Source organism: Parasphingorhabdus sp., from assembly GCF_041748495.1.
GTDB lineage: Bacteria > Pseudomonadota > Alphaproteobacteria > Sphingomonadales > Sphingomonadaceae > Parasphingorhabdus.
The window spans coordinates 1-24,092 of record NZ_JBGTDD010000008.1; the positions used below are offsets into that span (position 1 = coordinate 1).

At 60.7% G+C, this 24,092-nt stretch carries 28 protein-coding genes and 2 pseudogenes; 9 read left to right on the forward strand and 21 right to left on the reverse strand.

Annotation, left to right across the window (positions count from 1 at the left end; all coding sequences use genetic code 11):
* Positions 1–302 (forward strand): annotated as a pseudogene (locus tag ACEW8J_RS00440) (hypothetical protein); the annotation flags it as partial.
* Positions 303–361: 59 nt separating this feature from the next.
* On the opposite strand, the gene ACEW8J_RS00445 reads toward ACEW8J_RS00440, so the two are convergent.
* Entirely contained in the window at positions 362–1,105 is a 744-nt protein-coding gene (locus tag ACEW8J_RS00445) for a folate-binding protein YgfZ (protein WP_373489660.1), read from the reverse strand.
* 101 nt (positions 1,106–1,206) lie between these two features.
* On the opposite strand from ACEW8J_RS00445, the gene pyrC reads away from it, so the two are divergent.
* Complete coding sequence (pyrC, locus tag ACEW8J_RS00450) at positions 1,207–2,256, forward strand: dihydroorotase (RefSeq protein ID WP_373489661.1); 1,050 nt, start codon at positions 1,207–1,209, stop codon at positions 2,254–2,256.
* 9 nt (positions 2,257–2,265) lie between these two features.
* On the opposite strand, the gene rarD is transcribed toward pyrC, so the two are convergent.
* Positions 2,266–3,186 carry an EamA family transporter RarD gene (gene rarD, locus ACEW8J_RS00455; RefSeq protein WP_373489662.1) on the reverse strand — a complete coding sequence of 307 codons (921 nt, stop codon included), beginning with the start codon at positions 3,184–3,186 and terminating at the stop codon, positions 2,266–2,268.
* An 86-nt stretch (positions 3,187–3,272) separates the two neighbouring features.
* Positions 3,273–3,494: a hypothetical protein gene (locus ACEW8J_RS00460; protein ID WP_373489663.1), complete on the reverse strand. Its 222-nt coding sequence runs from the start codon at positions 3,492–3,494 to the stop codon at positions 3,273–3,275.
* 91 nt (positions 3,495–3,585) lie between these two features.
* Between ACEW8J_RS00460 and ACEW8J_RS00465 the strand changes: the two genes are divergently transcribed.
* The 3 genes from ACEW8J_RS00465 to ACEW8J_RS00475 all read left to right on the forward strand — a co-directional run bounded on the left by ACEW8J_RS00465 (position 3,586) and on the right by ACEW8J_RS00475 (position 5,508).
* The gene (locus ACEW8J_RS00465) at positions 3,586–4,143 is read left to right on the forward strand and encodes a GNAT family N-acetyltransferase (protein ID WP_373489664.1); all 558 of its coding nucleotides are present in this window, start codon (positions 3,586–3,588) and stop codon (positions 4,141–4,143) included.
* A gap of 32 nt (positions 4,144–4,175) precedes the next feature.
* The gene (locus tag ACEW8J_RS00470) at positions 4,176–4,613 is read left to right on the forward strand and encodes a DUF1330 domain-containing protein (protein ID WP_373489665.1); all 438 of its coding nucleotides are present in this window, start codon (positions 4,176–4,178) and stop codon (positions 4,611–4,613) included.
* A gap of 112 nt (positions 4,614–4,725) precedes the next feature.
* Positions 4,726–5,508 (forward strand): hypothetical protein, encoded by a 783-nt coding sequence (locus ACEW8J_RS00475; RefSeq protein ID WP_373489666.1) that lies wholly within the window; start codon positions 4,726–4,728, stop codon positions 5,506–5,508.
* An 82-nt stretch (positions 5,509–5,590) separates the two neighbouring features.
* On the opposite strand, the gene ACEW8J_RS00480 is transcribed toward ACEW8J_RS00475, so the two are convergent.
* From ACEW8J_RS00480 to secB, 8 genes are all read right to left on the reverse strand, one after another.
* A complete protein-coding gene (locus tag ACEW8J_RS00480) occupies positions 5,591–6,361 on the reverse strand; it encodes an SDR family oxidoreductase (protein ID WP_373489667.1) in 771 nt (256 codons plus the stop codon).
* A gap of 20 nt (positions 6,362–6,381) precedes the next feature.
* The gene (locus ACEW8J_RS00485; RefSeq protein ID WP_373489668.1) at positions 6,382–7,629 is read right to left on the reverse strand and encodes a cytochrome P450; all 1,248 of its coding nucleotides are present in this window, start codon (positions 7,627–7,629) and stop codon (positions 6,382–6,384) included.
* A gap of 18 nt (positions 7,630–7,647) precedes the next feature.
* Positions 7,648–7,989, reverse strand: coding sequence for a putative quinol monooxygenase (locus tag ACEW8J_RS00490; RefSeq protein ID WP_373489669.1), 342 nt, complete (start codon positions 7,987–7,989; stop codon positions 7,648–7,650).
* A 13-nt stretch (positions 7,990–8,002) separates the two neighbouring features.
* The gene (locus ACEW8J_RS00495) at positions 8,003–8,413 is read right to left on the reverse strand and encodes a nuclear transport factor 2 family protein (protein WP_373489670.1); all 411 of its coding nucleotides are present in this window, start codon (positions 8,411–8,413) and stop codon (positions 8,003–8,005) included.
* An 85-nt stretch (positions 8,414–8,498) separates the two neighbouring features.
* A complete protein-coding gene (gene murA / locus ACEW8J_RS00500; RefSeq protein WP_373489671.1) occupies positions 8,499–9,782 on the reverse strand; it encodes a UDP-N-acetylglucosamine 1-carboxyvinyltransferase in 1,284 nt (427 codons plus the stop codon).
* 77 nt (positions 9,783–9,859) lie between these two features.
* Complete coding sequence (gene trpS / locus ACEW8J_RS00505; protein WP_373489672.1) at positions 9,860–10,855, reverse strand: tryptophan--tRNA ligase; 996 nt, start codon at positions 10,853–10,855, stop codon at positions 9,860–9,862.
* A 4-nt stretch (positions 10,856–10,859) separates the two neighbouring features.
* Positions 10,860–12,449 carry a murein biosynthesis integral membrane protein MurJ gene (murJ, locus tag ACEW8J_RS00510; protein WP_373489673.1) on the reverse strand — a complete coding sequence of 530 codons (1,590 nt, stop codon included), beginning with the start codon at positions 12,447–12,449 and terminating at the stop codon, positions 10,860–10,862.
* A 23-nt stretch (positions 12,450–12,472) separates the two neighbouring features.
* Positions 12,473–13,015, reverse strand: coding sequence for a protein-export chaperone SecB (gene secB / locus ACEW8J_RS00515; protein WP_373489674.1), 543 nt, complete (start codon positions 13,013–13,015; stop codon positions 12,473–12,475).
* A gap of 277 nt (positions 13,016–13,292) precedes the next feature.
* Here secB and ACEW8J_RS00520 point away from each other — a divergent pair, with 277 nt between their 5' ends.
* Genes ACEW8J_RS00520 through ACEW8J_RS00530 form a run of 3 tightly spaced genes read left to right on the forward strand, consistent with a single transcriptional unit; the run spans position 13,293 to position 15,860 of the window.
* Positions 13,293–13,958 (forward strand): Tim44/TimA family putative adaptor protein, encoded by a 666-nt coding sequence (locus ACEW8J_RS00520; protein WP_373489675.1) that lies wholly within the window; start codon positions 13,293–13,295, stop codon positions 13,956–13,958.
* Positions 13,959–13,983: 25 nt separating this feature from the next.
* Positions 13,984–15,297, forward strand: a complete 1,314-nt coding sequence (locus ACEW8J_RS00525; protein ID WP_373489676.1) for a murein transglycosylase A — start codon at positions 13,984–13,986, stop codon at positions 15,295–15,297.
* A 2-nt stretch (positions 15,298–15,299) separates the two neighbouring features.
* Positions 15,300–15,860: a Smr/MutS family protein gene (locus ACEW8J_RS00530; RefSeq protein ID WP_373489677.1), complete on the forward strand. Its 561-nt coding sequence runs from the start codon at positions 15,300–15,302 to the stop codon at positions 15,858–15,860.
* A 3-nt stretch (positions 15,861–15,863) separates the two neighbouring features.
* On the opposite strand, the gene ACEW8J_RS00535 is transcribed toward ACEW8J_RS00530, so the two are convergent.
* From ACEW8J_RS00535 to ACEW8J_RS00580, 10 genes are all read right to left on the reverse strand, one after another.
* Positions 15,864–17,135: an amidohydrolase family protein gene (locus ACEW8J_RS00535; RefSeq protein ID WP_373489678.1), complete on the reverse strand. Its 1,272-nt coding sequence runs from the start codon at positions 17,133–17,135 to the stop codon at positions 15,864–15,866.
* Between the two features lie 57 nt (positions 17,136–17,192).
* On the reverse strand, positions 17,193–18,335 hold the full coding sequence (gene dapE, locus ACEW8J_RS00540) for a succinyl-diaminopimelate desuccinylase (protein WP_373489679.1): 1,143 nt from the start codon (positions 18,333–18,335) through the stop codon (positions 17,193–17,195).
* A gap of 10 nt (positions 18,336–18,345) precedes the next feature.
* On the reverse strand, positions 18,346–19,017 hold the full coding sequence (locus tag ACEW8J_RS00545) for a glutathione S-transferase family protein (protein WP_373489680.1): 672 nt from the start codon (positions 19,015–19,017) through the stop codon (positions 18,346–18,348).
* A gap of 71 nt (positions 19,018–19,088) precedes the next feature.
* Complete coding sequence (yihA, locus tag ACEW8J_RS00550) at positions 19,089–19,712, reverse strand: ribosome biogenesis GTP-binding protein YihA/YsxC (RefSeq protein ID WP_373489681.1); 624 nt, start codon at positions 19,710–19,712, stop codon at positions 19,089–19,091.
* A 58-nt stretch (positions 19,713–19,770) separates the two neighbouring features.
* Positions 19,771–21,645 carry a membrane protein insertase YidC gene (gene yidC / locus ACEW8J_RS00555; protein WP_373489682.1) on the reverse strand — a complete coding sequence of 625 codons (1,875 nt, stop codon included), beginning with the start codon at positions 21,643–21,645 and terminating at the stop codon, positions 19,771–19,773.
* Between the two features lie 54 nt (positions 21,646–21,699).
* Positions 21,700–21,912 (reverse strand): membrane protein insertion efficiency factor YidD, encoded by a 213-nt coding sequence (yidD, locus tag ACEW8J_RS00560; protein ID WP_373489683.1) that lies wholly within the window; start codon positions 21,910–21,912, stop codon positions 21,700–21,702.
* Between the two features lie 2 nt (positions 21,913–21,914).
* Positions 21,915–22,364: a ribonuclease P protein component gene (rnpA, locus tag ACEW8J_RS00565; protein ID WP_373489684.1), complete on the reverse strand. Its 450-nt coding sequence runs from the start codon at positions 22,362–22,364 to the stop codon at positions 21,915–21,917.
* A 7-nt stretch (positions 22,365–22,371) separates the two neighbouring features.
* Positions 22,372–22,506, reverse strand: coding sequence for a 50S ribosomal protein L34 (gene rpmH / locus ACEW8J_RS00570; RefSeq protein ID WP_074203543.1), 135 nt, complete (start codon positions 22,504–22,506; stop codon positions 22,372–22,374).
* A gap of 120 nt (positions 22,507–22,626) precedes the next feature.
* Positions 22,627–22,962 carry a hypothetical protein gene (locus tag ACEW8J_RS00575; protein ID WP_373489685.1) on the reverse strand — a complete coding sequence of 112 codons (336 nt, stop codon included), beginning with the start codon at positions 22,960–22,962 and terminating at the stop codon, positions 22,627–22,629.
* A gap of 133 nt (positions 22,963–23,095) precedes the next feature.
* Positions 23,096–23,797, reverse strand: coding sequence for a hypothetical protein (locus tag ACEW8J_RS00580; protein WP_373489686.1), 702 nt, complete (start codon positions 23,795–23,797; stop codon positions 23,096–23,098).
* A 209-nt stretch (positions 23,798–24,006) separates the two neighbouring features.
* On the opposite strand from ACEW8J_RS00580, the pseudogene ACEW8J_RS00585 reads away from it, so the two are divergent.
* Positions 24,007–24,092 (forward strand): annotated as a pseudogene (locus ACEW8J_RS00585) (ATP-binding protein); the annotation flags it as partial.

Below are 24,092 nucleotides of genomic sequence, written 5' to 3' on the forward strand. Positions count from 1 at the left end.
GCGGCCGCCCGCAGGAAGCACAGCAAAATCGTCAGCAACGCGACGACCGCAATGATCGCGACGATATGGAAGCGAATGACGGACCGGAAGAGAAAAAGCCGGTGCGCAGCCGCCGTCCGCGCAAGGTCGAAAATAATGCTCCGCGCAACGAAACTGCGGAAAAGAACGGCGAGAGCAACGGCCTGGATGCCAGCGCCTTGCCGCCAGCAATTTCGCGCTCGCCCGAGGTTGAAGTCGAAAAGAAACCGCGCAAAAAACGGGTGGTCAAACCGCGCGCGACCGAAGCAAACGACGCGGCCTAGCCTCTATCGGGATATCGTGACGGACAGGAGGAGCTTGCCAGCGCGAGCTGGCGGTCCCCTTACTGGTCGCTGATCGTCTGGGCCAGCCAGTCGGGCAGGTCGAGTCCCCTGATATCCTCCACGCGCCGATGTTCGACGGACAGGCCGTCACCGGGATAGGCGATCCGCTGGCGCTTTTCATCGGCCTGCGCGATCGGCACCACCACCAGCCGCCGATTGACCTTTTGCCGGTAATTCATCCGCGCCGTATTTTCCTGTCCGACATAGCAGCCTTTCAGAAAGCTGACGCCGTGGAGCTCGGCGGCATTGCACTCCAGCCATAATGTCTTGTCGCTGCCCAGTTCGGCGGAGCCTTCGGTCACGCCGAACGACAGGCGATGTTTTCGATAGTCTTCATCCGCGCCCGGACCCTCGCCCGGAGCGCCCAGCCAGCGTTGCCCCATGGCCGGCAATCGCGGGTCGACCGGCTGGTCAGCGGCGGCCAGAGACCAGTGCACCGCGACCGCTTCATCCCGCGCAATGTCGATCTTGCGCCGCAACCGATAGAGTTTCAGCCGTTTGACCAGGGCGTCGGCCTGCTCCTGTTCACAGTCGATCAAGATGTCATCGCCATCCGCCCAGAGAAAGAAATCGAACAGGACCTTGCCCTGCGCGCTCAGCAATGCCGACCATTGCGGCGTACCCGGCAGGACGGCGGCCGTGTCCTGCGTCACCAGGCCCTGCAGAAACTGCCTGATGTCTTCGGATCCCTCGGTTGCGGACAGCCGGATGACGGCGCGATCATTAAGTCTGGTTTCGGTCATGGCATTTAGGTAGGGCTTTGCGGACGGAAAACCAAGTCGTCAGCACCCGGCCTGTCGAAATGAGGCATTTTTAGGCAGACGGAGGATCAACGGAACAAGACATGACCGATACAAGAGACCGCATCACCATCCGGCGCCCCGACGACTGGCACGTCCATCTGCGCGATGGCGCGATGCTGGCAGCGGTTGCCCCTTTCACCGCAGGCCAGTTTTCCCGGGCGATCATCATGCCCAACCTGTCGCCGCCGGTGACCAGTGCGGCCGGCGCCGCCGCCTATCGCGACCGGATCATGGCGGCGCTACCGGCCGGTTGCGATTTCACGCCGCTGATGACCTGCTATCTGACCGATGATGCCGATGCGGATGATCTGGCGTCCGGCCATGCTGCCGGCATTTTTACCGCCGCGAAACTCTATCCCGCCCATGCCACGACCAACAGCGCCCATGGCGTGACCGATGTGGCGCATATCATGCCGGTGCTGGAACGGATGCAGGTTATCGGCATGCCCTTATTGGTGCACGGCGAGGTAACCGATGGCGACATCGATATTTTCGACCGGGAAGCGGTGTTTATCGAACGTATCCTGGCCAAGCTGATCCGCGACCTTCCGGGCCTGAAAGTCGTGTTCGAACATATCACCACCGAGCAGGCGGTCCAGTTTGTCGACGGTGCCGGCCCGAATATCGCGGCCACCATCACCCCGCATCATCTGCACATCAACCGCAACGCGATGTTCGCCGGCGGCATCCGCCCGCATGCCTATTGCCTGCCGGTGGCCAAGCGTGAGCGGCACCGGCTGGCGCTGCGCCGGGCCGCCACCTCCGGCTCGGCAAAATTTTTTCTCGGCACCGACAGCGCGCCGCATGAAATCCACGCCAAGGAATCGGCCTGCGGCTGCGCCGGCATTTTCAACGCGCCTTATGCGCTGGAAAGCTATGCGGCGGTGTTCGACGAGGAAGCTGCGCTCGACCGGCTGGAAGGATTCGCCTCCGTCCATGGCCCCAATTTCTACGGCTTGCCGCTCAACGATGCGATGGTCACTCTGCACCGCGCCGAAAACCCGGTGCCGGACGATATCGAGGCCGCCGGCTCCCGGCTGGTTCCCTTCCATGCCGGTTCTGGCCTGGCGTGGAAAATCCTGCCGTCCTGAATCCCGGGCTCAAAGGATCTGCGGTTGCCGCGCCGCCTTGCCGGCGAGATAGGAATCGGTCGAATAGAGCGCGAGACTGATCCAGATCAGGATGAAGCAGATCAGGTGCGACAGCGTCATCGCTTCGCCATAGATGAACACCCCGACCAGAAACTGGATGGTCGGCGCCAGATAGTTCAGCAGACCGATCGCGCTCAGGCTCATTTTCTTGACCGCCGACGCGAACAGGACCAGCGGGATGGCAGTGACCACGGCCCCGCCGACCAGCAACAGGTCGATCAACCGGTCATCACCGAGATGCTGGGTCGAACCCGTCGGCGCCATGCCGAAGGTCAGCCAGATCAGAAACAGGGTGAAGGGCAAGAATAATATGCCGGTTTCCGCCGTCAGACCGGTGACCGGTCCGATATCCGCAACCTTGCGGACCAGCGCATAGCTGCTCCAGGACATCGCCAGCACCAGGCTGATCCAGAGCGTGTCCAGCGCCTGTACCGCCAGCACCGAAACCCCCCCCGCCGCGATTGCAATGGCCATCCATTTTTTGCCGGATAGCGGCTCCCCGAGAAAGATCCTGCCCATCAGGACGCTGAGCAAGGGAGAGATGAAATAGCCCAGGCTGGCCGCCAGGATATGATCCTCGTGCACGGCCCATACATAGATCAGCCAGTTGGCGGCGATCAGGCAGGAACTGGCGAGCATCGCCCAGCGCAATTTGCGGTCCATCAGCGCCACGCCGAGACTGGCGAGATTTTTCCGGAAATAGAGGATGATCAGCAGCAGGGGCACCGACCAGATGATCCGGTGGGCGACAATTTCCAGCGCGTCGACGCTCTGCAGCAGCTTGAAATAGACCGGCATCAGGCCCCAGAAGATACAGGCAATCAGCGCTTGAATGAGGCCGATTCGGCTGGTGGACAGGGTAGCAAACATCGGTCAGCGCTTAAGCTGCGCGCCGCCACCCGGCAATCAAGAAATCCTACTGGCCAGACAATCCGCCAGCAGGCTTTGTGGCAGGATCAGATGATGCCGCCACCGAGCGAGAGCCGGAGGCCGCTGATCGCCATGACGATCAGGCAGAAATAGAGGCCGCTGTTGCGCGACGAGATCAGGCCGAACAGCGCCCCGATTCCGGCGAAGGGCAGGATCAGCCAGTTGGTCCAGCCGAGCAGCGGTACCAGCCCGATGAAGGTGAAGAAGAGGGCGATGACGCCGATGAGAATCGAGATGATATTGGCCATGGCTGTATTATAGGGATAATGCACTAGGATTACAACTATTTGCAAATCAATATTGGCGGACTAATCTGGCGGCCTGTGGGAGGAGGATGCCATGGCTATCGAGGATATCAGAATTGAAACGGAGCGGCTGATCCTGCGGCCGCCGCATGGCGACGACTTTGAGGCCTGGGCCGCCTTTCAGGCCGACGCCCGAACCATGACCTATATTGGCGGGGCGAAAAGCCGCGCCGAATCCTGGCGCGACCTGTGTTCCATGGTCGGGGCGTGGCATGTGCGCGGCTTCGCGATGTTCTCGCTCCTACTCAAGGACAGCGGCCAGTGGATTGGCCGGATCGGACCCTGGTATCCCGACAGTTGGCCCGGCACTGAAGTGGGCTGGGGTGTGGCGCCCGCATATGCCGGCAAGGGCTACGCGCTGGAAGCGGCAGTGGCGAGCATGAACTATGCTGTCGACACGCTGGGCTGGACCGATATCTGCCATACGATCGATCCCAAGAATAGCGCCTCGATCCGATTGGCGCAGCGCCTCGGTTCGACCAATCGCGGACCGACCCGCCTACCCGAACCCTATCAGGACGCAAGGGTTGACGACTGGGGCCAATCGCGCGACCAGTGGTTGCAGAACAGACAACAATTTCAACAGGTCTGACTGGATCAGCCAAACAAACGGAGAGCATGCGCATGGCAGAAGACCGATATCTGGACCCGACCCGCGAAAGCTTTGACGCGTTCAAGGCGCTGCCGCGGGATGTGCCGATCAACATGCTCAATCTGCTCCGCTTTCATCAAGCGGCGCAATATCCTGCCGATCATCCCAACGCCGGCAAGGGCTGGAGCGGTGCCCGGGCCTATCAGGAATATGGCAAGACCAGCGGGCCGATATTCGCTCGGGTCGGCGGAACGATCATCTGGCGCGGGCAGATGGAATGCATGGTGATCGGCCCCGATGACAAGCAATGGGATTCATCGTTCATCGCCCGCTACCCGAATAGCGGCGCGTTCATGGAAATGGTCACCGACCCCGAATATCAGAAAGCCGTGGTCAATCGTCAGGCCGCGGTGCTGACGTCCCGTCTGATCCGCTTCGGCGAGATCGGGGGACCGGACGGCTTCGGATGAATCCCGGAATGAGACATAGGGTTAACAACAAGTCACCGGATTAACCAGTTTCCCTAACGAAATATTAACGCTTTTTGGTGCATGTGTTCGCGGTAATTCAGGAGCAAATCGCATGTCCAAATTTACCCGTAACCTGTTGCTGTCTGCTGCGGCTCTCGCGCTGCCTCTGACGCTCGCCGCTTGCGGAAGCAATGAAGCCAGCGAAGAAGAGCTGGCCCAGCTGGACGACAATCTGACCTCTGATCCGGCGATGAATGATGCGCTGGAAGATGCGATCCTGGTCGACCCCGAACTGACCGATCAGGCCAACCGCAATGCGATTCGCGGTGCCAATGGCGCGGCGGACGGATCGGTGCCCCCCGGCGCCAGCTATGACGGTTCCGGAGAGGATGGCAAGGCCGCCGCCATGGCTGCTCTCGGCGGCAAGATCCAGAGCGCGCCGAAACCGCGGCAGATGACATCGGATGATGAATGCACCAACTGCGCCGGCAGCGAAGGCATCACGCTGGGCGCGAAAGCCAAGCAGCAATCGGCCCAGCGCGGCAAGGGCACGTGCGACCAGAAGCTGAGCTACGACATGGGCTGGGCCAACCGGATGCCGCCGGAATTCCCCGTCTATCCGAAAGGCAATGTGCAGGAAGCGGCCGGTGTCGAAGGCGGGCTCTGCGATATTCGCGTGGTCAGTTTCGTCACCGCGACGCCGATGAAGAGCGTCGTCGATTATTATTATACCCAGGCCCGGCGCGGCGGCTATAGCGCGGAATATCTGCTGCGTGGCAGCGAGCATGTGCTGGGCGGCACCAGAGACAGCGATGATGGTGCCTTTGTGATCACGCTGAACAAGCGTTCGAGTGGCGGCACAGTGGTTGATATTGTCGCCAGCAACGGGCGCTAGTTTTGAACAGATAACGCCGGACTTCGCATTTCATTCTGTCCGGCATTCAAGGTGGCCCGCTCCGGCCACCTTTTTTTTGAATTTATTCGCGGTAACTGCCGCCGCCGTCGACGGTGACATCATTGGCGGTGGTGAAACTGCTGAGGTCGCTGGCCAGCCAGAGCATCGCATTGGCAACCTCGACTGCCTGACCCACCCGGTTGATCGGATGGTTGCGGTTGAACAATTCCACCGCCTCGTCATGCGGGCCGGGATAAGCAGCCAGATAGCGCTGGTACATCGGCGTATCGATCGCGCCCGGATGGACGGTGTTCACCCGCACCGGATATTTTTGCGCGGCGCAGTGCAGGGCGAGCGATTTGCTCAGCGCCGTCACCGCCGCCTTGCTGGCGCAATAAGCAGCGAACTGGGCGCCGGGACGCATCGCCAGCATCGAACCGATATTGACGATCGCGCCATCTTCGCCGCTTTCGATGATCGCCGGCAGTCCGACACGGCAGCCGAAGAACGTGCCCTGCAGATTGATGTCGATGGTGCGGTTCCAGCTGTCCAGATCGACCTCGTCGACCGATCCCGGTTCCGAAATGCCGGCAACATTGAACAAGGTGGTGATCTTGCCAAAGCGTTTCTTCGTGGCATCGACCGCGGCCTGCCACTGGTCGAGACTGCGCACGTCCAGCTCGACCGCATCCGCGCGGTCGCCCAGTGCTGCGGCATGTTCCCGTGCCTTGTCGATCTGGATATCGGCCAGCATCACCGAGCCGCCTTCCTCGATCACGCGCTGTCCGGCGGTGCCGCCAATACCTTCTGCGCCGCCTGAAATCAGCGCGACCTTGCCGTCCATCATGCCCATGTTCTGTTCCTGTTCCCGGTCTATTTCTTGTCGAACAGGATCGGCAGATTGGCCAGTCCCCGCAGCATCATATTGGGCGGATAGCGCAGTTCCGCGCCTTCCTTGATCCGGATATTGTCCATCCGTTTGGCGAACTGCTGGAAGGACACGGTCATTTCCTTGCGCGACAGCATGTTGCCGACGCACATGTGAATGCCCTTGCCGAATGCCAGATGGGTGCGGGCATTCTTGCGATCGACCCGGAAGTCGTTCGGATTTTCAAACTGCTTGGGATCGCGATTGGCAGCATGGTAGCGCATCATCACCATCGCCCCCTTGGGCAGCATCACGCCGCCCAGTTCGGCGTCGCGGTGCATCACCCGCCAGATGCCGGAGGAACCGCTCGACATGCGCAGCACTTCCTCGACCGCATTGGGGATCAGCGAAGGATCGTCCTGGATTTTCTGGTACTGATCCGGGTTGGTGGCGAACAGCCGCATGCCCTCGGCCAGCGCCGCGGTCGTGGTCTCGTTGCCGGCGACCATCAGCTGCTGCACGATCGACAGCGATTCCGCATCATCGAGCGGCCTTTCGCCATCGACCTGCGCATTCACCAGGTCGGACAAAATGTCCTGCTTCGCTTCCTTGCGGCGCTCGTCCATATTGGCTTTCAGCGCGTGCTGATATTCCACCACCTCGCGCTCGGTTTCCAGTTGCCGTTCGCGCGTCATCATGCCGGACAGCCGGTCGACAAAGGCGTTGGTCCAGCGCTTGATCGTGTGGGCGTCGGCGATGTCGAGGCCCAGTTGGACGGCAATGGTCCTGACCGGCATCGGAATAGCATATTCTTCGACGAACTCACATTCGCCCTTGTCGATGAAATTGTCGATCAGCTCGTTCGACATTTCCCGCATGCTGTCTTCCAGCTTGTTCACCTTCGGCATCGAGAAGGCGAGATTGACCAATTTGCGGAATCGCGTGTGGACCGGCTGGTCGGCGGTCAGCAGGGTGTTGACCTGCGGCCAGCCTTTTGCCTGAATCTCCTGCAGCTCCGCGTCATTTTCAAGCTCTTCTGCGGATTTTCCGCCGGAAAGCAGAGCGTTGAAATTGTTCGAGAAATCATCCAGCCGACCGACCGCTTCCGAGATCAGGTCATAATCAAGAACGACATAGGTGCCGCTGGCTTCATCAAAAAAGACCGGGCTTTTCGACCGCTTTTCTTCATAAAATTCAAACGGATCAACCAGAACATCCGGTTGGAAAAGCGACTTGGATACTGCTTCGTTCATGGCAAGTTCCTGTTCAAACTAGTCAAAAGAAGGGGTGGGTTTGCTGTCTTCATTATAAACCGGTCCTTCGGCATCTACCCGATATTTGGCGCTGACGGCATTGATCAGACCAAAGCCGCCGATATGGGCGAGCATGCTGGCATAATGGACATCCTGAAAATGCTGCGCGAGCGCCTCTTCGTCGGTCCACTCTTCGAACACTTCGATGCGCGACGGATTATGCATGTCGGCGGCCCAGCTGTAGCAGAGGCAGCCTTCCTGGCTCAGCGCGCCGTCGATATAGGGCTGCGCTTTCTTCAGGCATTCTTCCCGTCGCGCCGGGTCGACGTCGATATGGGCTGCAATCAAAATTTTCGCCATGTTCCCGATTCTCCTAAAGCTTGTTGCCGCCGAACTGGGCGACGACGACAAATATGCGTTTGCTGTATAACCACTGGCCATCGATCTTGACAAATTCATCGTCATAGCGACCGCCGGCAACCCGCGGCTCACCTTTCTCGACCAGAATCTCGTGGGTCTGATAGCGGCCGGAAGCGGTGTCGCCGGTTACTTCCAGACTGGCGGGTATGCCGAGAAAACTCACGGCATCAAACTGGCCCATGGCGCCGTTCCAGAGATTGACGATATTTTCGCGCCCCACCACTTCGGTGCCCATCAGCGACCAGACCGCATCTTCGGTCCACAGCGCACCCCAGTCGTCGGGATCCTTGCGCAGCACGGCATCGCAATAGGCATCGTGCAATTCACGGATCGCCAGACGGTCTTCTATAGGTCCTGAAAACATGGACTCATCCTCTCCTTTTATTGGAGAGGACTACAGGAGAAAAATGGCAGAAAAACAAGCTGCCATAAGTGCTAGCGCGTCGCGGTCAATCGCCGCTGATCCGCTCGATATCCGCGCCCACGGCCGCCAGCTTCTCTTCCAGCCGCTCGTAGCCGCGGTCGAGATGGTAGATCCGTTGCAGCCGGGTTTCGCCCTCTGCCGCCAGACCGGCGATCGCCAGGCTCATCGAGGCGCGCAAATCGGTCGCCATGACCGGTGCGCCGGTCAATTTGGCCACGCCCCGGACCACTGCCGTGCGGCCCTTGGTTTCAATATCCGCACCCATGCGGTTGAGCTCCGGCACATGCATGTAGCGATTCTCGAAGATGGTTTCGGTGAGCACGCTGGCCCCATCGGCGAGACAGAGCATCGCCATCAGCTGCGCCTGCATATCGGTGGCCAGACCCGGATAGGGAGCCGTCGACAGGGTCAGCGGCCGCAGCTTGCCATCCGAGGCGACCCGGATGCCTTTGGCATGCGGTTCGACCGAAAGACCGGCCAGCCGCAGCGCGTCCAGCGTCGCTTCCATTTCGTCTGCCTTGGCAGCCAGCAGATCGACCTCGCCGCCCGCCAGACCGACGGCACAGGCGTAGCTGCCGGCTTCGATCCGGTCCGACATCACCCGATAGGTGCAGCCGTGCAGCCGGTCGACACCGGAGATGGTCAGGGTGGAGGAGCCAATGCCCTCGATCTCGCCGCCCATCGCGACCAGCATATCGCACAGGTCGACAATTTCCGGTTCGCGCGCGGCGTTCCTGAGGATGCTGGTGCCATTGGCCAGAACCGCCGCCATCAGCGCATTTTCGGTGGCGCCGACCGAGACCACCGGGAAGGTGAAATCACCGCCGGGCAGGCCGCCATCGGGCACGCGGGCGATCACATAGCCGCTGGTTGTTTCAATGCTCGCACCCAGCGCTTCGATCGCTTTCAGATGCAGGTCGATCGGCCGGTTGCCGATCGCGCAGCCACCGGGCAGCGACACCCGGCATTCACCGGCGCGCGCCAGCAGCGGCCCCAGCACCAGGATCGATGCCCGCATTTTCCTGACGATGTCATAAGGCGCTTCGGTCGAGGTGATCCGGCCGGCCTTGAGCGTCATCACCCGGCCGAAATCTTCCGGTCTGGCGCCTTCGATCGTCGTCGAAACACCGAGCTGGTTGAGCAGATGACCGAAACTGTCGACATCGGCCAGCCGCGGCAGATTGCGCAGGGTGACCGGTTCGTCGGTCAGCAGCGCGCAGGGCAGCAGGGTGAGAGCGCTGTTCTTGGCGCCGGAAATGGGAATGGTGCCGGACAGGCGATTGCCGCCGCGTATTGAGATAATATCCATGGACCAGCATTTAGCGAATCTGGCGATACAGGCAAGCCTCTTGCACCGGATGCAACCGCAAAGCCCGTCGCCAAACGCTAGTCGCGCAGCAGCCCGAGCGCCGTGTAGGCCGCCTCCACCGTTGGCCGGGCGAGGGCAGACGCCTTATGCGAACCCTCGCTCAATATCGTGTCGATCGCGGCCGTGTCCTTGCGCAGTTCCTCGAACCGCTGGCGGATCGGCGACAATGTGCTGACCGCCAGGTCGGCCAGCGCCGGTTTGAAATCGCCAAAGCCCTTGCCGGCATATTCGGCGAGCACAGCCTCTTGCGATTGGTCCGCCAGCGCGGCGTAAATGCCGATCAGATTTCGCGCTTCCGGGCGATCACCGAGCTCCGCCATATTGTCGGGCAGCGGTTCCGGATCGGTCTTGGCCTTTTTCAGTTTGCGGGCGATCGTCTCGTCGTCATCGCTCATGTTGATCCGGCTGAGATCGGACGGATCGGACTTGCTCATTTTCGCATTGCCATCGCGCAGACTCATGATCCGGGCAGCACTTTTGCCGATAAACGGCTCGGGCAGGACAAAGGTTTCGGTACCGGTATCGCTGTTGAACTTGGCGGCAATGTCACGGGCCAGTTCGAGATGCTGTTTCTGGTCCTCGCCAACCGGCACATGGGTCGCCTGATAGGCGAGAACATCGGCGGCCTGCAGCACCGGATAGCCATAGAGGCCAAGCGAGGCCCTTTGCTTGTGCTTGCCGGACTTTTCCTTGAACTGGGTCATCCGGTCGAGCCAGCCCATCGGCGTGTTGCAGATCAGCAGCCAGGCCAGCTCGGCATGGGCGGGCACGCGGGCCTGGTTGAACAGGATCGACTTGGCCGGATCAACCCCGGCGGCGACCAGTGCGGCCACCATTTCGCGGCAATTGGCGGCAAGTTCGGCGGGGTCATTGTGCACCGTGATGGCGTGCAGATCGGCAAGGAAAAACAGGCATTCGCCTTCGTCCTGCATCTTCACCCAGTTCTTGATCGCGCCGAGATAATTACCGAGATGGAGATTACCCGTGGGCTGGATGCCCGATACCGTCCGCATCACTTCAACTTCCTTCGCTTGCAGCGTCTTCCGCTGCCTTCTTCTTGGTCAGCATGGTGATCTTGTCGCGATCGATCGCGCCGGTCAGCCATGCAAGCGCCGCATAAACCAGTCCGCCGACGCTGACCAGAGCGGTGATCGATCCGATCCTCTGTCCGATCGTGCCGTCATACAGGCCTTCGCCAATCGGGGCGGCATAGACCAGAACCACGGCCATGCCAGCGGCCGACAGCGTGATCCGCCCGATCCGCAACAGCAGCGACCATTCCACATGAAAATGGCCACGCCGGTGCAGCATGGTGTACAGCATCACGCAATTGCACCAGGCGGCGATCGCCCCGGCAATGGCGAGCCCCTGGATGCCATAAAGCGGGATCAGCAGCAGGTTGAGGACGATATTGATGACCAGCGAAATGGCGGCGGTATAGACCGGCGTCTTGGTATCCTTGCGCGCGAAGAAGCCGGGGATCAGGACTTTCACCAACACATAGGCGGGCAGGCCGACGACCAGCGCGGCGACGACAGCGGATGTGGTCTGGCCATCGGCCGCGGTAAACTTGCCGCCGACATAGAAAGACGTGACCAGCGGCCCGGCTGCGAAAAACAGCGCAATGGCCGCCGGAATGGTCAGCAGCAGGCCGAGCTCGATGGCATTGCTTTGCAGGCGCTGGGCGCCGCCGAGATCATCCTTGGCGATGAAGCGCGACAGCGCCGGCAGGATCGCGGTGCCAAGGGCAATGCCGATGATCCCGAGCGGCAGCTGGTTCAGCCGGTCCGCCATCGCCAGATAGACGAACGACCCTTCCGGCAGGCGGCCGAGAAAGAACAGGTCGATGAAGCGGCTGATCTGATAGATGCCGGCACCGAAAACCGCGGGCAGGATCAATATGCCCAATTCCTTCACATCGGCGGTAAACCGCGGCCTCCGGATCGGGAAACGAAATCCGGTCTTGCGCGCCCAGTAATAAAGCCAGAGCATCTGCACCAGTCCCGCCGTGGCCACCGCCATCGCCAGAAAATAGGCGGTCTGTCGCGGGTCATTGCCGTCATGGAGCAGATAGGCAGCGAGCAGCGCGGTGATCATGCAGATATTCAGCATGATCGGTGCCGCCGCCGCTGCGGCAAATTTGCTCAGCGAGTTCAATATCGCCGCAAACAGCGTCGTGACGCTGATCAGCCCGAGATAGGGAAAGGTGATCCGGGCGAGCGAAATCGAAAAGTCATCGGTTCGGCCGCCCCTGCCAAAATCGTCGATCAGCCAGATGATGCCGGGCATGGCGAGCATCATGATCGCCGAGAACACCAGCAGCAGCGGCACGAATACCGACAGCACGTCGATCGCGAAATTCTGCGCGGCCGTCCGGTCGTCACCCGCCTCCATCTTGCGATTGAACAAGGGCACGAAGGCCGCCGAAAACGCGCCTTCGGCAAACAGGCGGCGAAAGATATTGGGAAGCTGAAAGGCCAGCTGCCAGGCGTCAGCCACCGCTCCGGCGCCGAGGATCCGGGCCAGCATGATATCGCGGACAAAACCGAAAATGCGGCTGACCAGAGTCAGCCCGGCAATGATTCCGGTGGATTTCAGCAGGTTCATGCCTGCCACTCTATCCAGCTTGCCTAGGCGTTACCAGCCGGTTGCTCACCCGATTGCTGGGCTGCCATCTGCTCGCGCTGCTGCAGATAAAGCGCGTTGAAATCAATCGGCTCCAGCAGCAGCGCCTGGAAACCGGCATCGCGCACGGCGTCGGAAATGATCGCCCGGGCAAAGGGGAAAAGCAGCCGGGGCGCTTCGGCAAACAGGAACGGATGCGCCTGTTCGTCGGGGACATTGCGCAGGCCGAAAAGACCGCAATAGAGCAGCTCGATCGCGAACGCGACGCCTTCGTCCGATTTGGCGGTGACGTCGATTTTCAGTTCGACTTCGTGGACTTCGTCGGAAATCTGGGATGAGCCGATATTGAACTGCACATCAATCTGCGGCTGGGCATTCCACTGATAGACGTCCGGGGCATTGGGGTTCTCGACCGACAGGTCCTTCACATATTGCGAAATCACGCCGATCTGCGGCTGGGTATCCGCGCCATTGGCGAGCGGGTCCGGAGTCGTCACATTCCCGGTAGGGGCTGCGTCGGTTTCGTTCTTTTCATTCTCATCAGCCATCGGCCCTGTCCTTTCGGAAAATCAGTCAAACATGTCCTTTGGCGCATATTGCAGCACCATCGGCAGCGCGCCTAGCAGGGGACGGAACCAAGGGCAATGAAAGAGTAAACCGCTAGACCAGCGCCCGCCCTGCCGGTGCGTCTGTCAGCGAAGGTTCACAAATCGGCCGCTAGAAGTGGCTGGCCAATTGCGGCGAAGCGGCTTTTTTTCTAATGCCATTTGAAACCGCCCCTGTTTCCGCCTATGTAGAGGGCGAAAGAAAAGATTGGATTCTGAAGTGACCATCGAAATCGTATTATTGGCTATGGTAGCTGCCTTTCTCGGCCTGCGGCTCTATTCGGTTCTGGGCAAGCGCAGCGGCCATGAGCAGGAACATATGCCGCGGAACATCGAAACACGTGGCAATGACCGCAAGTCGCTGGACGATGCCAAGCCGCATGTCCCCGATATCGTTCCCGCGCCGGCCGGAACGCCCGCCATGGTCTATGACAGCAGCGCCGAAGCCGGGATGCGGGAAATCCTGAGCGCAGATCGCAACTTCGATGTCGGCCGGTTCGTCGAGGGCGCGCAGGCGGCCTATGCGATGATCCTGGAAGCCTTCTGGAAGGGCGACAAGGAAGAATTGAAAACCTTGTGCGATGAAGATGTTTACGCCAGCTTTGTGGAGGTCATCGACGCGCGGAAAAAACGCGGCGAAATACTCGAAAATCAACTGGTGCGAATCGACAATGCGCGCATCTCGGCTGCGGAATATCGCCGGCCGGTGGCGCGGATCACGGTACAATTTGATGCCGATATCGCTGCCGTGGTCAAGGACAAGAAGGGCAATCTGATCGGCGGTTCGCTGTCCGATGCTGCCGAAACCCACGATGTCTGGACCTTCAGCCGCGACCTGTCCAGTGCCGACCCCAATTGGTTGCTCGACGAAACCGATGAGGCCTGACCCCCGGTCGTCAAGGGACTCTATCATGAAAATCGGGGCGCTTTTCGGGGCATTGGCGATGGTCAGCGCCTGTTCCATGACGATCATCCCCGAAGGAGCCGCGCAAAGTCGCTCCGCACCGCAGGCCCCACCGCAGGACGGAGAATGGGTTGTGGGCGACAGCCCCGGCACGCCCGCTCTGTCGCCGCCATCCTATCGCAGCGGCGTACCCCTGTTCCGGCCGGTCAATTCCGCCCAGCTGGTGACCATTGGCGATGACCCGACCCGCGCCACCGGCGCCGGTATCGCGCTTGGCCCCGATATAGCCAGCCTCAATCTGCCACCGGCGAAAGCCGCATCGGCCTTGTCCTCCTTTCGCACCAGCTGTTCGTCGCTGGCCCGGCGCGAGGACAATAGCGGGCTGACAAGAGGTGCGGACTGGCAATTGTCCTGTGATGCCGCGCAGCGCTGGCAGGATCAGGATGCCGCGCGCTTTTTCGCTACCCATTTCGAGTCGGTGCAGATCGGCGATGGCAAGGCCTTCGCAACCGGCTATTTCGAACCCCAGATTCGGGGTTCCCGGGTGGGCAATGCACAATATCGGGTACCCGTCTATCGACGGCCCGACAATCTGCTCGACGTCGATCTCGGCCAGTTTTCCGAGGCGCTGAAAGACAAGCGCATCCGCGGCAAGGTGGACGGAACCAGATTGGTGCCGTTTGAAGACCGGGCGCAGATCGATGACGGCGCGCTGGCCGGACAGGGACTGGAGATCGCCTGGGCTCAGGATTATATCGACCTGTTCTTCCTGCAGATTCAGGGCAGCGGCCGTCTGGCTTTGCCCGACGGTTCGGTCATGCGCATCGGCTATGCCGGCCAGAATGGCCATGACTATACCGGCATCGGCAAGGTGATGCGCGAACGCGGGCTGCTCGCCGACGGCAAGACCAATATGCAGGGCATCGTCGAATGGCTGCGGGCCAATCCGCAGCAAGGCATGCGGATCATGCGCGAGAACAAAAGCTATGTCTTTTTCACCGAACTGACCGGCGCGGGGCCGCTGGGGGCGATGGGCCACCCGGTGGTCGGGCGTACGTCGGTCGCCGTAGACCGGATGTTCGTGCCGCTGGGCGCACCGGTCCTGCTCGACATGGCCCATGACATTGCCGACGGCCTCTGGGTCGCGCAGGATACCGGCGGTGCGATCAAGGGCGCCAACCGCTTCGATACATTCTGGGGCGCGGGCGAAGAAGCAGCGGTGATCGCTGGCGGCATGTCGTCCAACGGCCAGGCGTTGATCTTTCTCCCCAAGGGGACCGTTTCGAGGCTCGTCGCCGCCCGCCAGAACCCGGGCCAATAGCCATGGCGGACCGGCCCCTTACCGCCGGTGAAAAGGCGCTCTGGCAGAGATTCATCGAGACCGTCGAACCGCTCGACCAGGGACGCCTGAAGCGGATTGAAGCGCTTCCCGTCGCCAGACGGCCGCGCGATCTTTCCGGACCGATTACCGCGGAAAGCTTCGGTGGCAAAACACACGCCGCCGTTCCGCTGCGCGACCAGAAGCCGGTGCCCACGCGCCACGGGCTCGATGGTGGCTGGGATCGCCGCCTTGCCAAGGGCATGGTGCAACCCGATGTCACCGTCGACCTGCACGGTTATACATTGACCTCGGCGCACGGCCGGCTCGACAGCGCCCTGGAGCTGAGCATTGCCGCAGGCCATCGCGCGATATTGCTGATTACCGGCAAGGCGCGCAATGACGACGAGCGCCGCCGCGAAGGCGGCCGCGGGGCGATCCGGGCAGCGATCACGGACTGGCTTGCTGCCTCCCGCCATGCCGCGCATATCGCCGCGGTGCGCCGCGCCCATCCCCGCCAATGCGGTGCCGGCGCGCTTTATATCATCATGCGGCGGCGGCGCTGAGCGTCACTCCGACTTGTAAACCACGCCTTCCTTCATCACGAAAGATACATTTTCCAGCAGCGTCACATCGTCCAGCGGGTTGCCCTCTACGGCAATAATATCTGCCGATGCGCCCGCCATCAGCGCTCCGAATTTCCCCTTGTGACCGAGGGCATCGGCTGCGTTGGAGGTGGCCGCGCGCAGCGCCTCGGCCGGGGTCATGCCAAAGCGGACCATTCGCGAAAGCTGCCTGGCATTGTCCCCATGCGGATAGACTCCGGCGTCGGTGCCCATCACCATCTTCACGCCCGCCTGGTGCGCCCGGCGAAAGCTCTCGCGCTGGGTCGCGCCGGTCATTCTCTCCTTGGCAAGGCTCTCTTCCAGGAAGCCGGCCTTTTCCCCTTCGCCCAGAATATATTCGGTATTGTAGATATCCATCGACAAATAGGTCCCCTGACGCTTGGCCATGGCAATGCCCTCGTCGGAAATGAAGCTGGCATGTTCGATCGTATCGACACCGGCTTTCAGCGCGTTGAGAATCCCCTCCGCCCCATGCGCATGCGAGGCGACCCTGCGCCCATGACTGTGCGCTTCCTCGGTCAGCGCGGTCAATTCTTCCAACGTATATTGGGGGGCGCCAACCTGCGTGCCTTTCGACAATACGCCGCCGGTGGAGCAGGTCTTGATCAGGTCGACGCCATATTTGATGTTGCGGCGCACCTTGGTGCGCGCCGCCCACGGGCCGTCCGCCACACCTTCTCCGACTATGGCAAATTCTTCGGGCAGCAGATTGTTATCGCTGCAATGACCGCCGGTAATGCCGATGGAAGGGCCAGCCACAAACATCCGTGGGCCTGGCACATCGCCATCGGCAATCGCATCCCGCAGGGCGACATCGGAAAAACTCGGCGCGCCCACATTGCGCACCGTCGTGAACCCGGCCATGAGCGTGGTCCTGGCATTCATGACGCCGGTGATCGCGGCCCGTTCGTGGGAAATTACCAGGCGCCGATAGCCCTGATCTGTCGCTTTGCCCATCAAGTGGACATGCATGTCAATCAATCCGGGCATCACAATCCTGTCGCCCAGATCGATGATCTGCGAATCCTCGGGCAAAGGTGCAGTGCCCGTGTCAATCGAACGGATCGTGCCATCGGTGACAATGATCACCGGATTTGCAACCAGGACGCCCTTTTCAACATCGACCATCGCTGCGGCTTTGATGACAATGGTCTCGGCAGCAGAGGGGGAGGACATCAGCAATAGCGAAGCAACGGCCAGTATTTTCAATTTCACGAAGTCTCTCCTTCAATCGGCCTTGGTTCGATCCGGTCCGCTTGCCTTGCCAGCAAATCAGAGCAGAGCGCGTTCCACAATCAGCGCATAGATTCGGGCAAGATTTTCAAGATCATCAACCGCCACCGCTTCGTCGAGCTTGTGCATGGTCGCGTTGCACAGGCCGAATTCCACCACCGGCATGATCTTCGCCAGAAAGCGGGCGTCGGAGGTCCCGCCCGATGTCGATAGTTCCGGCTCCACGCCGGTGATTTCGCGGACTGCGCCAGCGACGATCTCCGACAACTCTCCCGGCGGGGTCAGAAACGGTTCGCCGGAAATGATCGGCTTCAGTTCGCCGCCATGCCGTTCGACAATTTCCTGCACCATCGCGCTCAGGCTTTCGCCCGTGTGCCGGTCGTTGAAGCGGATCGAAAGCCGGCCCTCGGCCTTGGCCGGAATCACATTATGCGCCGGATTGCCGACGTGGAGGTCGGTAAACTCGATATTGCTCGGCTGGAACCAGTCGGTCCCTTCGTCGAGCCGGATCGCATCGATTTCGGTGAGAATCTTGCCCAGCTTGGTAATCGGATTATCGGCATTGTGCGGATAGGCGACATGGCCCTGCATGCCGTGCACGGTAATCCACATATTGACCGAACCGCGCCGTCCGATCTTCATCATGTCGCCCAGCCGGTGCACCGATGTCGGTTCGCCCACCAGACAGAGGTCGGGGACAATGTCCCGTTCGGTCATATAGTCCATCAGCGCGACCGTGCCGAAACGCGCTGGTCCTTCTTCGTCGCCGGTGATGATCAGGCTGATCGTGCCGAGATCATCGGGCAGCTGGTGCAGCGCGCTGACAAAGGCGGCGATGCTGCCCTTCATGTCGACGGCGCCGCGCCCGTGGAGCAGTTCGCCGCGCACTTCCGGCTGGAACGGATCGGTCTGCCAGCCCTGGCCGGGCGGCACGACATCGAGATGGCCAGCATAGGCAAAATGGCGCGAATCGGCCGGACCCCTGCGGATCGCAAAGAGATTTTCCACCGGACCGCCATGTTCGAGGTCTTCGGGCGCAGCGCCAGCGATAAACCGAGACACCGAAAATCCCAGGGGCGCGAGCATGGCTTCCATCTCGTCAAAAACCTCCCCACTCGCCGGAGTGATGCTGGGCTGGGCGATCAGCCTTTGTGCCAGGTCGAGAGCGGTTGGTGCGATCATCTGGCGGCGATCAGGCTTCTGCCGCTTCCGGCTGTTCGAGCCGTTCGATCACCCAGGGCTCCTCCTCGGCGGCCTCCATCCATTGCGCGGTCCACTCATGGTCGAGTATCGTCTGCATATAGCTGGTGGCAAAGCCGGGCAGGCGAAAGCCATAAGTCTGAAAGCGCGACACCACCGGCGCATACATGATATCGGCCGCGCCATAAGTGCCGAACAGAAATGGCCCACCGCCGCCGAATCGCGCCCGCGCCTGCGCCCACAGCTCAATCACCCGTGCGGCGTCGGTCTTGACCTCATCGCTGAAAGCGAGGCCCTCGTAAATCTTTCGCGTGTTCATCGGGCACTGGCGGCGCAGCGCCATGAAGCCGGAATGCATTTCCGCTGCCATCGACCGGGCCATGCCGCGGGCGGTCTCGTCCTTTGGCCAGAAGCGGTCGCGATGGGTCTTGTCGGCCAGCCAGTCGATGATCGCCAGACTGTCCCAGACCACGGTCTCGCCGTCCCACAGGATCGGCACCTTGCCGCCCGATGGCGCAAAATTCTCGCCCGCCCGGACATGGTCCCAGTCGTCGCCGTATAAGGGCACGGTCAGTTCCTCGAAGGACAGACCCGACTGCTTGCAGGCGAGCCAGCCGCGCATCGACCAGCTGGAATAGGCCTTGTTTCCGATTATCAATTTCATATCATGCCCCATAATCAAATATGATCCTGCCTGTCGAGCAAAGCCTCGTCAGGCAGGATAGTCGCGGGCGGTCAGCTCTCCACGGCCTCGAGCACGGCGAGCCGCAATTCCTCGATACCCTGTTTCTTTTCCGAAGAGGTCAGCAACAGTTCCGGATGCGCGGCCGGATGCTTCTTGGCGATCGCCGCTACCTTTTCCGCCGTGACATCCAGTTCTTCCTGCTTGACCTTGTCCGCCTTGGTCAGCACCACCCGGTAGCTCACCGCCGCCTTGTCGAGCATCTCCATCACTTCCTCGTCCACCGGCTTGATGCCGTGGCGCGAATCGATCAGCACGAAGGTCCGTTTCAGCACCGCTCGTCCGCGCAGGTAGTCGTTGATCAGAAAACGCCATTTCTGGACCACTTTTGGCGGTGCCTTGGCATAGCCATAGCCCGGCATGTCGCAGATCCGGAAGATCAGCGGGTCGCCGACATCAAAGAAGTTCAGCTCCTGGGTCCGCCCTGGTGTGTTCGAGGTGCGCGCCAGGCCATTGCGGTTGGTGAGCGCGTTGATCAGCGACGACTTGCCGACATTGGACCGGCCGGCAAAGGCGATCTCCGGTACGGCCGGGTCCGGCAGAAACTGCAGCTGCGGCGCGCTTTTCAGGAAACTGATCGGGCCGGAGAACAGCTTGGGATGGAGCGAAGCCGTCACGGACTCGTCGTCCCGGCCAGGCCGCACGACAATCCAGCCACCAGAGGAGTGGTCAGGATCATGCCCCAGCCTTGTCCGCAGCGGCCTTGTCGGCTTCGGCTTTTCGCGCTTTCTCTTCAGCTTCCTTGGCCATCATTTCCTTCATCTGCGGGTGGCGGGAATAGAGCCACTTCTGCTGCGCGATGGTGAGGATGTTGGACACGGTCCAGTACAGCTGCAGGCCAGCGGCAAACGGTGCCATGATGAACACCAGGATCCACGGCATGATGCTGAAAATCTGCTTCTGCATCGCATCCATCGGGGCCGGGTTCAGCTTGAACTGCAGGTGCATGGTGTAACCCATCAGGATCGGCAGGATACCGACCGCCAGAAAGGCTGGCGGATCGAACGGCAGCAGGCCGAACAGGTTGACCGGGGTCAGCGGATCCGGCGCGCTGAGATCCTTGATCCACAGGACAAAGGGCTGGTGACGCATCTCGATCGAGAGCATCAGCACCTTGTACAGCGCGAAGAAGATCGGAATCTGCAGGAAGATCGGCAGGCAGCCGGCCAGCGGATTGACCTTCTCGTCCTTGTACAGCTTCATGATTTCCTGCTGCTGTTGCTGCTTGTCGTCCTTGTGCTTTTCCTGGATCGCCTTCATTTTCGGCTGCACCGCCCGCATCTGGGCCATGGACGCGAATTGCTTCTGCGCAATCGGGAACATGATCCCGCGCACGATGAAGGTCATCAGGATGATCGCGACGCCGAAATTGCCGACCAGTTTGAACAGCCAGTTGAGCAGATAGAATAGCGGCTTTTCAAACCAGTAGAACCAGCCCCAGTCGATCGCGCGATCGAGATTCCGGATCCCATATTCGGCTTCATATTTTTCCAGCAGCGCATTTTCCTTGGCGCCGGCAAACAGGCGGGTGGTGGTTTTCAGCTGCTGCCCGGGGCCGATGATCTGGGCGCTCTTCTTGGCGATCTCGGCCTGGAAGATATCGCCGCCGCCGGAGCGGAACTTGGCATCGACCTCGTTGATATTTTCCGGGATCAGGGCTCCCAGCCAATATTTGTCGGTAAAGCCCAGCCAGCTGACTTCGGTGCCATAGGAATTGGTGCCCGGAACCGCGCTGGTGCCAAACATGCTGGCAAAGAATCCCGCCTCTTCACCGGCCAGATTTTCATAATCGACATCATAATTGGCCGCGCCTTCATAGACCCCGACCGGACCGGAATGGATCGTCCAGGTGCTCGCTTCTTCGGGCGGCACATTGTCCAGATCCCGCTTGCGGTTGATCAGCGCATAAGGCTTGATCGCGATCGGGTTCTCGCTGCGGTTGATGATATTCTGTTCGCTGGTGATCAGATAATCCGAATCGATCGACAGCTTGATGACATAGGTCTGCCCGGTTTCGTTGGACCAGCTGAGCGTGACCGGCGTTGCAGGGGTCAAGGTGCTGCGATCCGTGGACCAGACCGTATTGTCGTCCGGCACGGCAACCCCGTCGCCCGTCCAGCCGACACGGCTGAAATAGGCATTTTCGGTTCCGGAAGGCGCAAACAGCCGGACCGGCTCGCTGTCCTTGCTCATGTCGACCATATGATCGGTCAGCGTCAGGTCATCGACGCGTCCGCCCTTGAGGTTGATCGAACCCTTGAGGCGCGGCGTATCAATCAGGACGCGGGGAGACTCGCGCAGAACAGCAGCCAGCGGTCTGATTCTGTCCGTCGGTGCCGCGGCAGAAATGTCCGTGCCCCCTGTGGTCGGCGCGATCGCCGGGGTCATGCTGTCACCGGCCGCCTGATCGGTTGCCGGAGCATTGGCCTGCTCCACCACTTCATTCTTGTTGGCCATGTCCGGGAAAAATTGTTCCATCATCAGCGGCCAGCCGAACAGGATGATCCCGGTGAGCAGCACCGCCATGATGATATTACGCTTGTCGTCCACTATTTCGTCCCGCTTTCGGCCAATTGTTGCAATTAGGATCGGTATATTCGGGGATCAAGGCACGGGATCATAACCCGAGCGCCCCCAAGGATGGCAGCGCAATAGCCGTTTCGCTCCCAGCCAGCTACCCCTAATTGCACCATGTTTCTCAATCGCTTCGATCGTATAGGCGCTGCAGGTCGGCTGATAGCGGCAGGTCGGGGGCAAAATGCGCGACGGGCCCCATTGCCAGCATCGCACGCAGAAGATGAAGACGGTCCTCAGCATGGCTAGCCCAGTTTCTTGGCCAGATGTCGCAGGCCCTTTTCCAGATCAGCCTTCATCGTGGCAAAATCGGCTTCGTGATCGGCCTTGCGGCCAATCATGATATGATCGACGCCGGCGATACCATCGCCGGGCAGGACCTGAGCGAGCAGCGCCCGGAAGCGCCGCTTCATACGGTTGCGCGCGACGGCATTGCCAATTTTCTTGGTGACGGTGATGCCATGGCGGATGGTGTCGGCGGGAATGGCGTGATCAGCGCGGCGCCGGTGCGCCAGCAGAACGAAACTGGAGGTAACGAATCGCTTGCCGCGATTGGCAGCAAGAAAATCCGCACGTTTGCGAATCACGGCAAGGGGTGGGATGGAATCGGCGGGCGCCGAATCGGACGAAGACGGGTTCGCGTTCCGATGATCCGGCGATAGCCGTGCTTCGACAGGCGCAGCACGGGCGGTCACGTTGGTTTCAGGCGGAAAGCTTCTTGCGGCCACGGGCACGGCGGGCAGCCAGCACTTTGCGGCCACCGACGGTTGCCTTGCGGGCACGGAAACCATGGCGCCGTTTGCGGACCAGGCGGCTCGGTTGAAATGTACGCTTCATCGCGATTATCCTACGTCAAAATTTCGATAAAAAAGGCCGCCATAAGCTGCGGCCGATACGTTGAGGCAGCGATTAGGCAGACAGGTGCGGAAAGTCAAGCGTTTGCGCTAGCGCCTGAGCCTAAACTTTCTTGTCCCTGCTACCGGTCTTCACCTTGCCAAAAATAGGCAGTTCAAAATCATCGGGAAGGGTCTTGTGATGCCGTCTGCGCATCGCCCAGTCGGTCCATTTGCCATAATGGGGGAATCGCCGTTTGAAATCGACATAGCGTTTCTTCGCCCAGCGCGAGTTTTGCAGCACCAGCGCCAGACCGATGGGGAAGACGATGATGAAGCCCGGGCCGGGAATCGCGCCGATGATCGGCGAAATCAGAATCAGGAAAAAGCCGAGCAGCGAGAGCATGAATCTCGATCCCGACGTATATTTCCAGCGTTTCCTGTTCTGTTTCTCGTTCATCACGTTCCATTTGGTGTTTCGCCGCAAGCGCCGCAAGCCGCGCCATCGCAATAATAGCGCATGGCACCGATTATCGTTCCTCAAATGGATAAGGCGTGAACGGCAAAGGAGACGAAGCGCAACGAAACCGGGTTTAGTGGACGAGTTGCAGGCGGGCCATGTCGCCGTGCGACAGCCGCAGCTGCTCCGAGAATGGCACGCTGTTGGTCAAGGCGTAAAAGGCCATGGCGGTGGGTTTGGGCATGCCCATTTCGGTATAATAGTCGAGATATTCGGCATGGACCGGATCGCTGGCCGGATAGTCATTGGCTTCCCGCCCATCCTCGTCGATCCAGCTGTGGACGATGAACTCCGCGTCCGGATGAGCGGTCCGGCTGACCCCGGCCAGGAACAGCTCGACTGCTCCCGAACGCACCGAACCCTGCGAGGGCACATGGGTGCTGATACCGGCGCGGCGGATCATGCGCGCCAGCCTGAGATTGGCTTCCTCGTCGACCGAACCATCGCAGTCGAGCATTTCGATCCGTCTGATTCCCGGATATCGAACGAGCATTTGCCGGAAAATTGCTGGCGTATGGCTGTCCACGGTGCCGGTCATTTCGACGGTGTCCGCCGCGATCACGCGGAACGGACCGAATTGATCGGTAAGGCCGCGCGCCGGTGGCGTGGAGGGCTGTGGCTCGACAAGATCATATTCCAGCGTCTCGATCGTCTCGCTGACGATATAGCGGCTGGCGCTGGTAGCTGGCTGGGCCGGCAGCAGCAGCAAGGCGAGAAGCATCACCGCACTGACCAATAGCCCGCCACGCGCGCCCTTCAGGACGCTGTCATTCACAGGGAATTCGGATGGATGGATGGCCCGCATTTGACGATCATGCAGGCGATCCGCTTGCCAAATGGTGAGCGGGCTTGGTTGTGCCGATATTAACCTGATTGTCGCGCCGAATTCCGGGGCTTTTGACGGTTACGGCCAAGCGGCGGTTGATGCTCGACAGGACCTCTGGTCACCGCCACTGTTTCTCCTATGAAATTGGGGCGGCTATGATGGTGGCGCTGGTTCAGACGGTGGCCTATCTCGGACTCGAGGCGCGCGGTGTCGAAGTGCAATGTCAGGTCGCGCCCGGATTGCC

What these genes read in the sequence shown, in the direction of transcription:
- murJ (WP_373489673.1), bottom strand. Translation starts at nt 12,449, where the DNA reads ATGAACCTGCTGAAATCCACCGGAATCATTGCCGGGCTGACTCTGGTC.
- ACEW8J_RS00525 (WP_373489676.1), top strand. Translation starts at nt 13,984, where the DNA reads ATGAAAATCGGGGCGCTTTTCGGGGCATTGGCGATGGTCAGCGCCTGT.
- ACEW8J_RS00530 (WP_373489677.1), top strand. Translation starts at nt 15,300, where the DNA reads ATGGCGGACCGGCCCCTTACCGCCGGTGAAAAGGCGCTCTGGCAGAGA.
- dapE (WP_373489679.1), bottom strand. Translation starts at nt 18,335, where the DNA reads ATGATCGCACCAACCGCTCTCGACCTGGCACAAAGGCTGATCGCCCAG.
- ACEW8J_RS00465 (WP_373489664.1), top strand. Translation starts at nt 3,586, where the DNA reads ATGGCTATCGAGGATATCAGAATTGAAACGGAGCGGCTGATCCTGCGG.
- yidD (WP_373489683.1), bottom strand. Translation starts at nt 21,912, where the DNA reads ATGCTGAGGACCGTCTTCATCTTCTGCGTGCGATGCTGGCAATGGGGC.
- ACEW8J_RS00475 (WP_373489666.1), top strand. Translation starts at nt 4,726, where the DNA reads ATGTCCAAATTTACCCGTAACCTGTTGCTGTCTGCTGCGGCTCTCGCG.
- rpmH (WP_074203543.1), bottom strand. Translation starts at nt 22,506, where the DNA reads ATGAAGCGTACATTTCAACCGAGCCGCCTGGTCCGCAAACGGCGCCAT.
- ACEW8J_RS00460 (WP_373489663.1), bottom strand. Translation starts at nt 3,494, where the DNA reads ATGGCCAATATCATCTCGATTCTCATCGGCGTCATCGCCCTCTTCTTC.
- pyrC (WP_373489661.1), top strand. Translation starts at nt 1,207, where the DNA reads ATGACCGATACAAGAGACCGCATCACCATCCGGCGCCCCGACGACTGG.
- ACEW8J_RS00495 (WP_373489670.1), bottom strand. Translation starts at nt 8,413, where the DNA reads ATGTTTTCAGGACCTATAGAAGACCGTCTGGCGATCCGTGAATTGCAC.
- ACEW8J_RS00490 (WP_373489669.1), bottom strand. Translation starts at nt 7,989, where the DNA reads ATGGCGAAAATTTTGATTGCAGCCCATATCGACGTCGACCCGGCGCGA.
- ACEW8J_RS00480 (WP_373489667.1), bottom strand. Translation starts at nt 6,361, where the DNA reads ATGGGCATGATGGACGGCAAGGTCGCGCTGATTTCAGGCGGCGCAGAA.
- ACEW8J_RS00485 (WP_373489668.1), bottom strand. Translation starts at nt 7,629, where the DNA reads ATGAACGAAGCAGTATCCAAGTCGCTTTTCCAACCGGATGTTCTGGTT.
- ACEW8J_RS00545 (WP_373489680.1), bottom strand. Translation starts at nt 19,017, where the DNA reads ATGAAATTGATAATCGGAAACAAGGCCTATTCCAGCTGGTCGATGCGC.
- ACEW8J_RS00445 (WP_373489660.1), bottom strand. Translation starts at nt 1,105, where the DNA reads ATGACCGAAACCAGACTTAATGATCGCGCCGTCATCCGGCTGTCCGCA.
- ACEW8J_RS00470 (WP_373489665.1), top strand. Translation starts at nt 4,176, where the DNA reads ATGGCAGAAGACCGATATCTGGACCCGACCCGCGAAAGCTTTGACGCG.
- secB (WP_373489674.1), bottom strand. Translation starts at nt 13,015, where the DNA reads ATGGCTGATGAGAATGAAAAGAACGAAACCGACGCAGCCCCTACCGGG.
- murA (WP_373489671.1), bottom strand. Translation starts at nt 9,782, where the DNA reads ATGGATATTATCTCAATACGCGGCGGCAATCGCCTGTCCGGCACCATT.
- trpS (WP_373489672.1), bottom strand. Translation starts at nt 10,855, where the DNA reads ATGCGGACGGTATCGGGCATCCAGCCCACGGGTAATCTCCATCTCGGT.
- ACEW8J_RS00575 (WP_373489685.1), bottom strand. Translation starts at nt 22,962, where the DNA reads ATGAACGAGAAACAGAACAGGAAACGCTGGAAATATACGTCGGGATCG.
- rarD (WP_373489662.1), bottom strand. Translation starts at nt 3,186, where the DNA reads ATGTTTGCTACCCTGTCCACCAGCCGAATCGGCCTCATTCAAGCGCTG.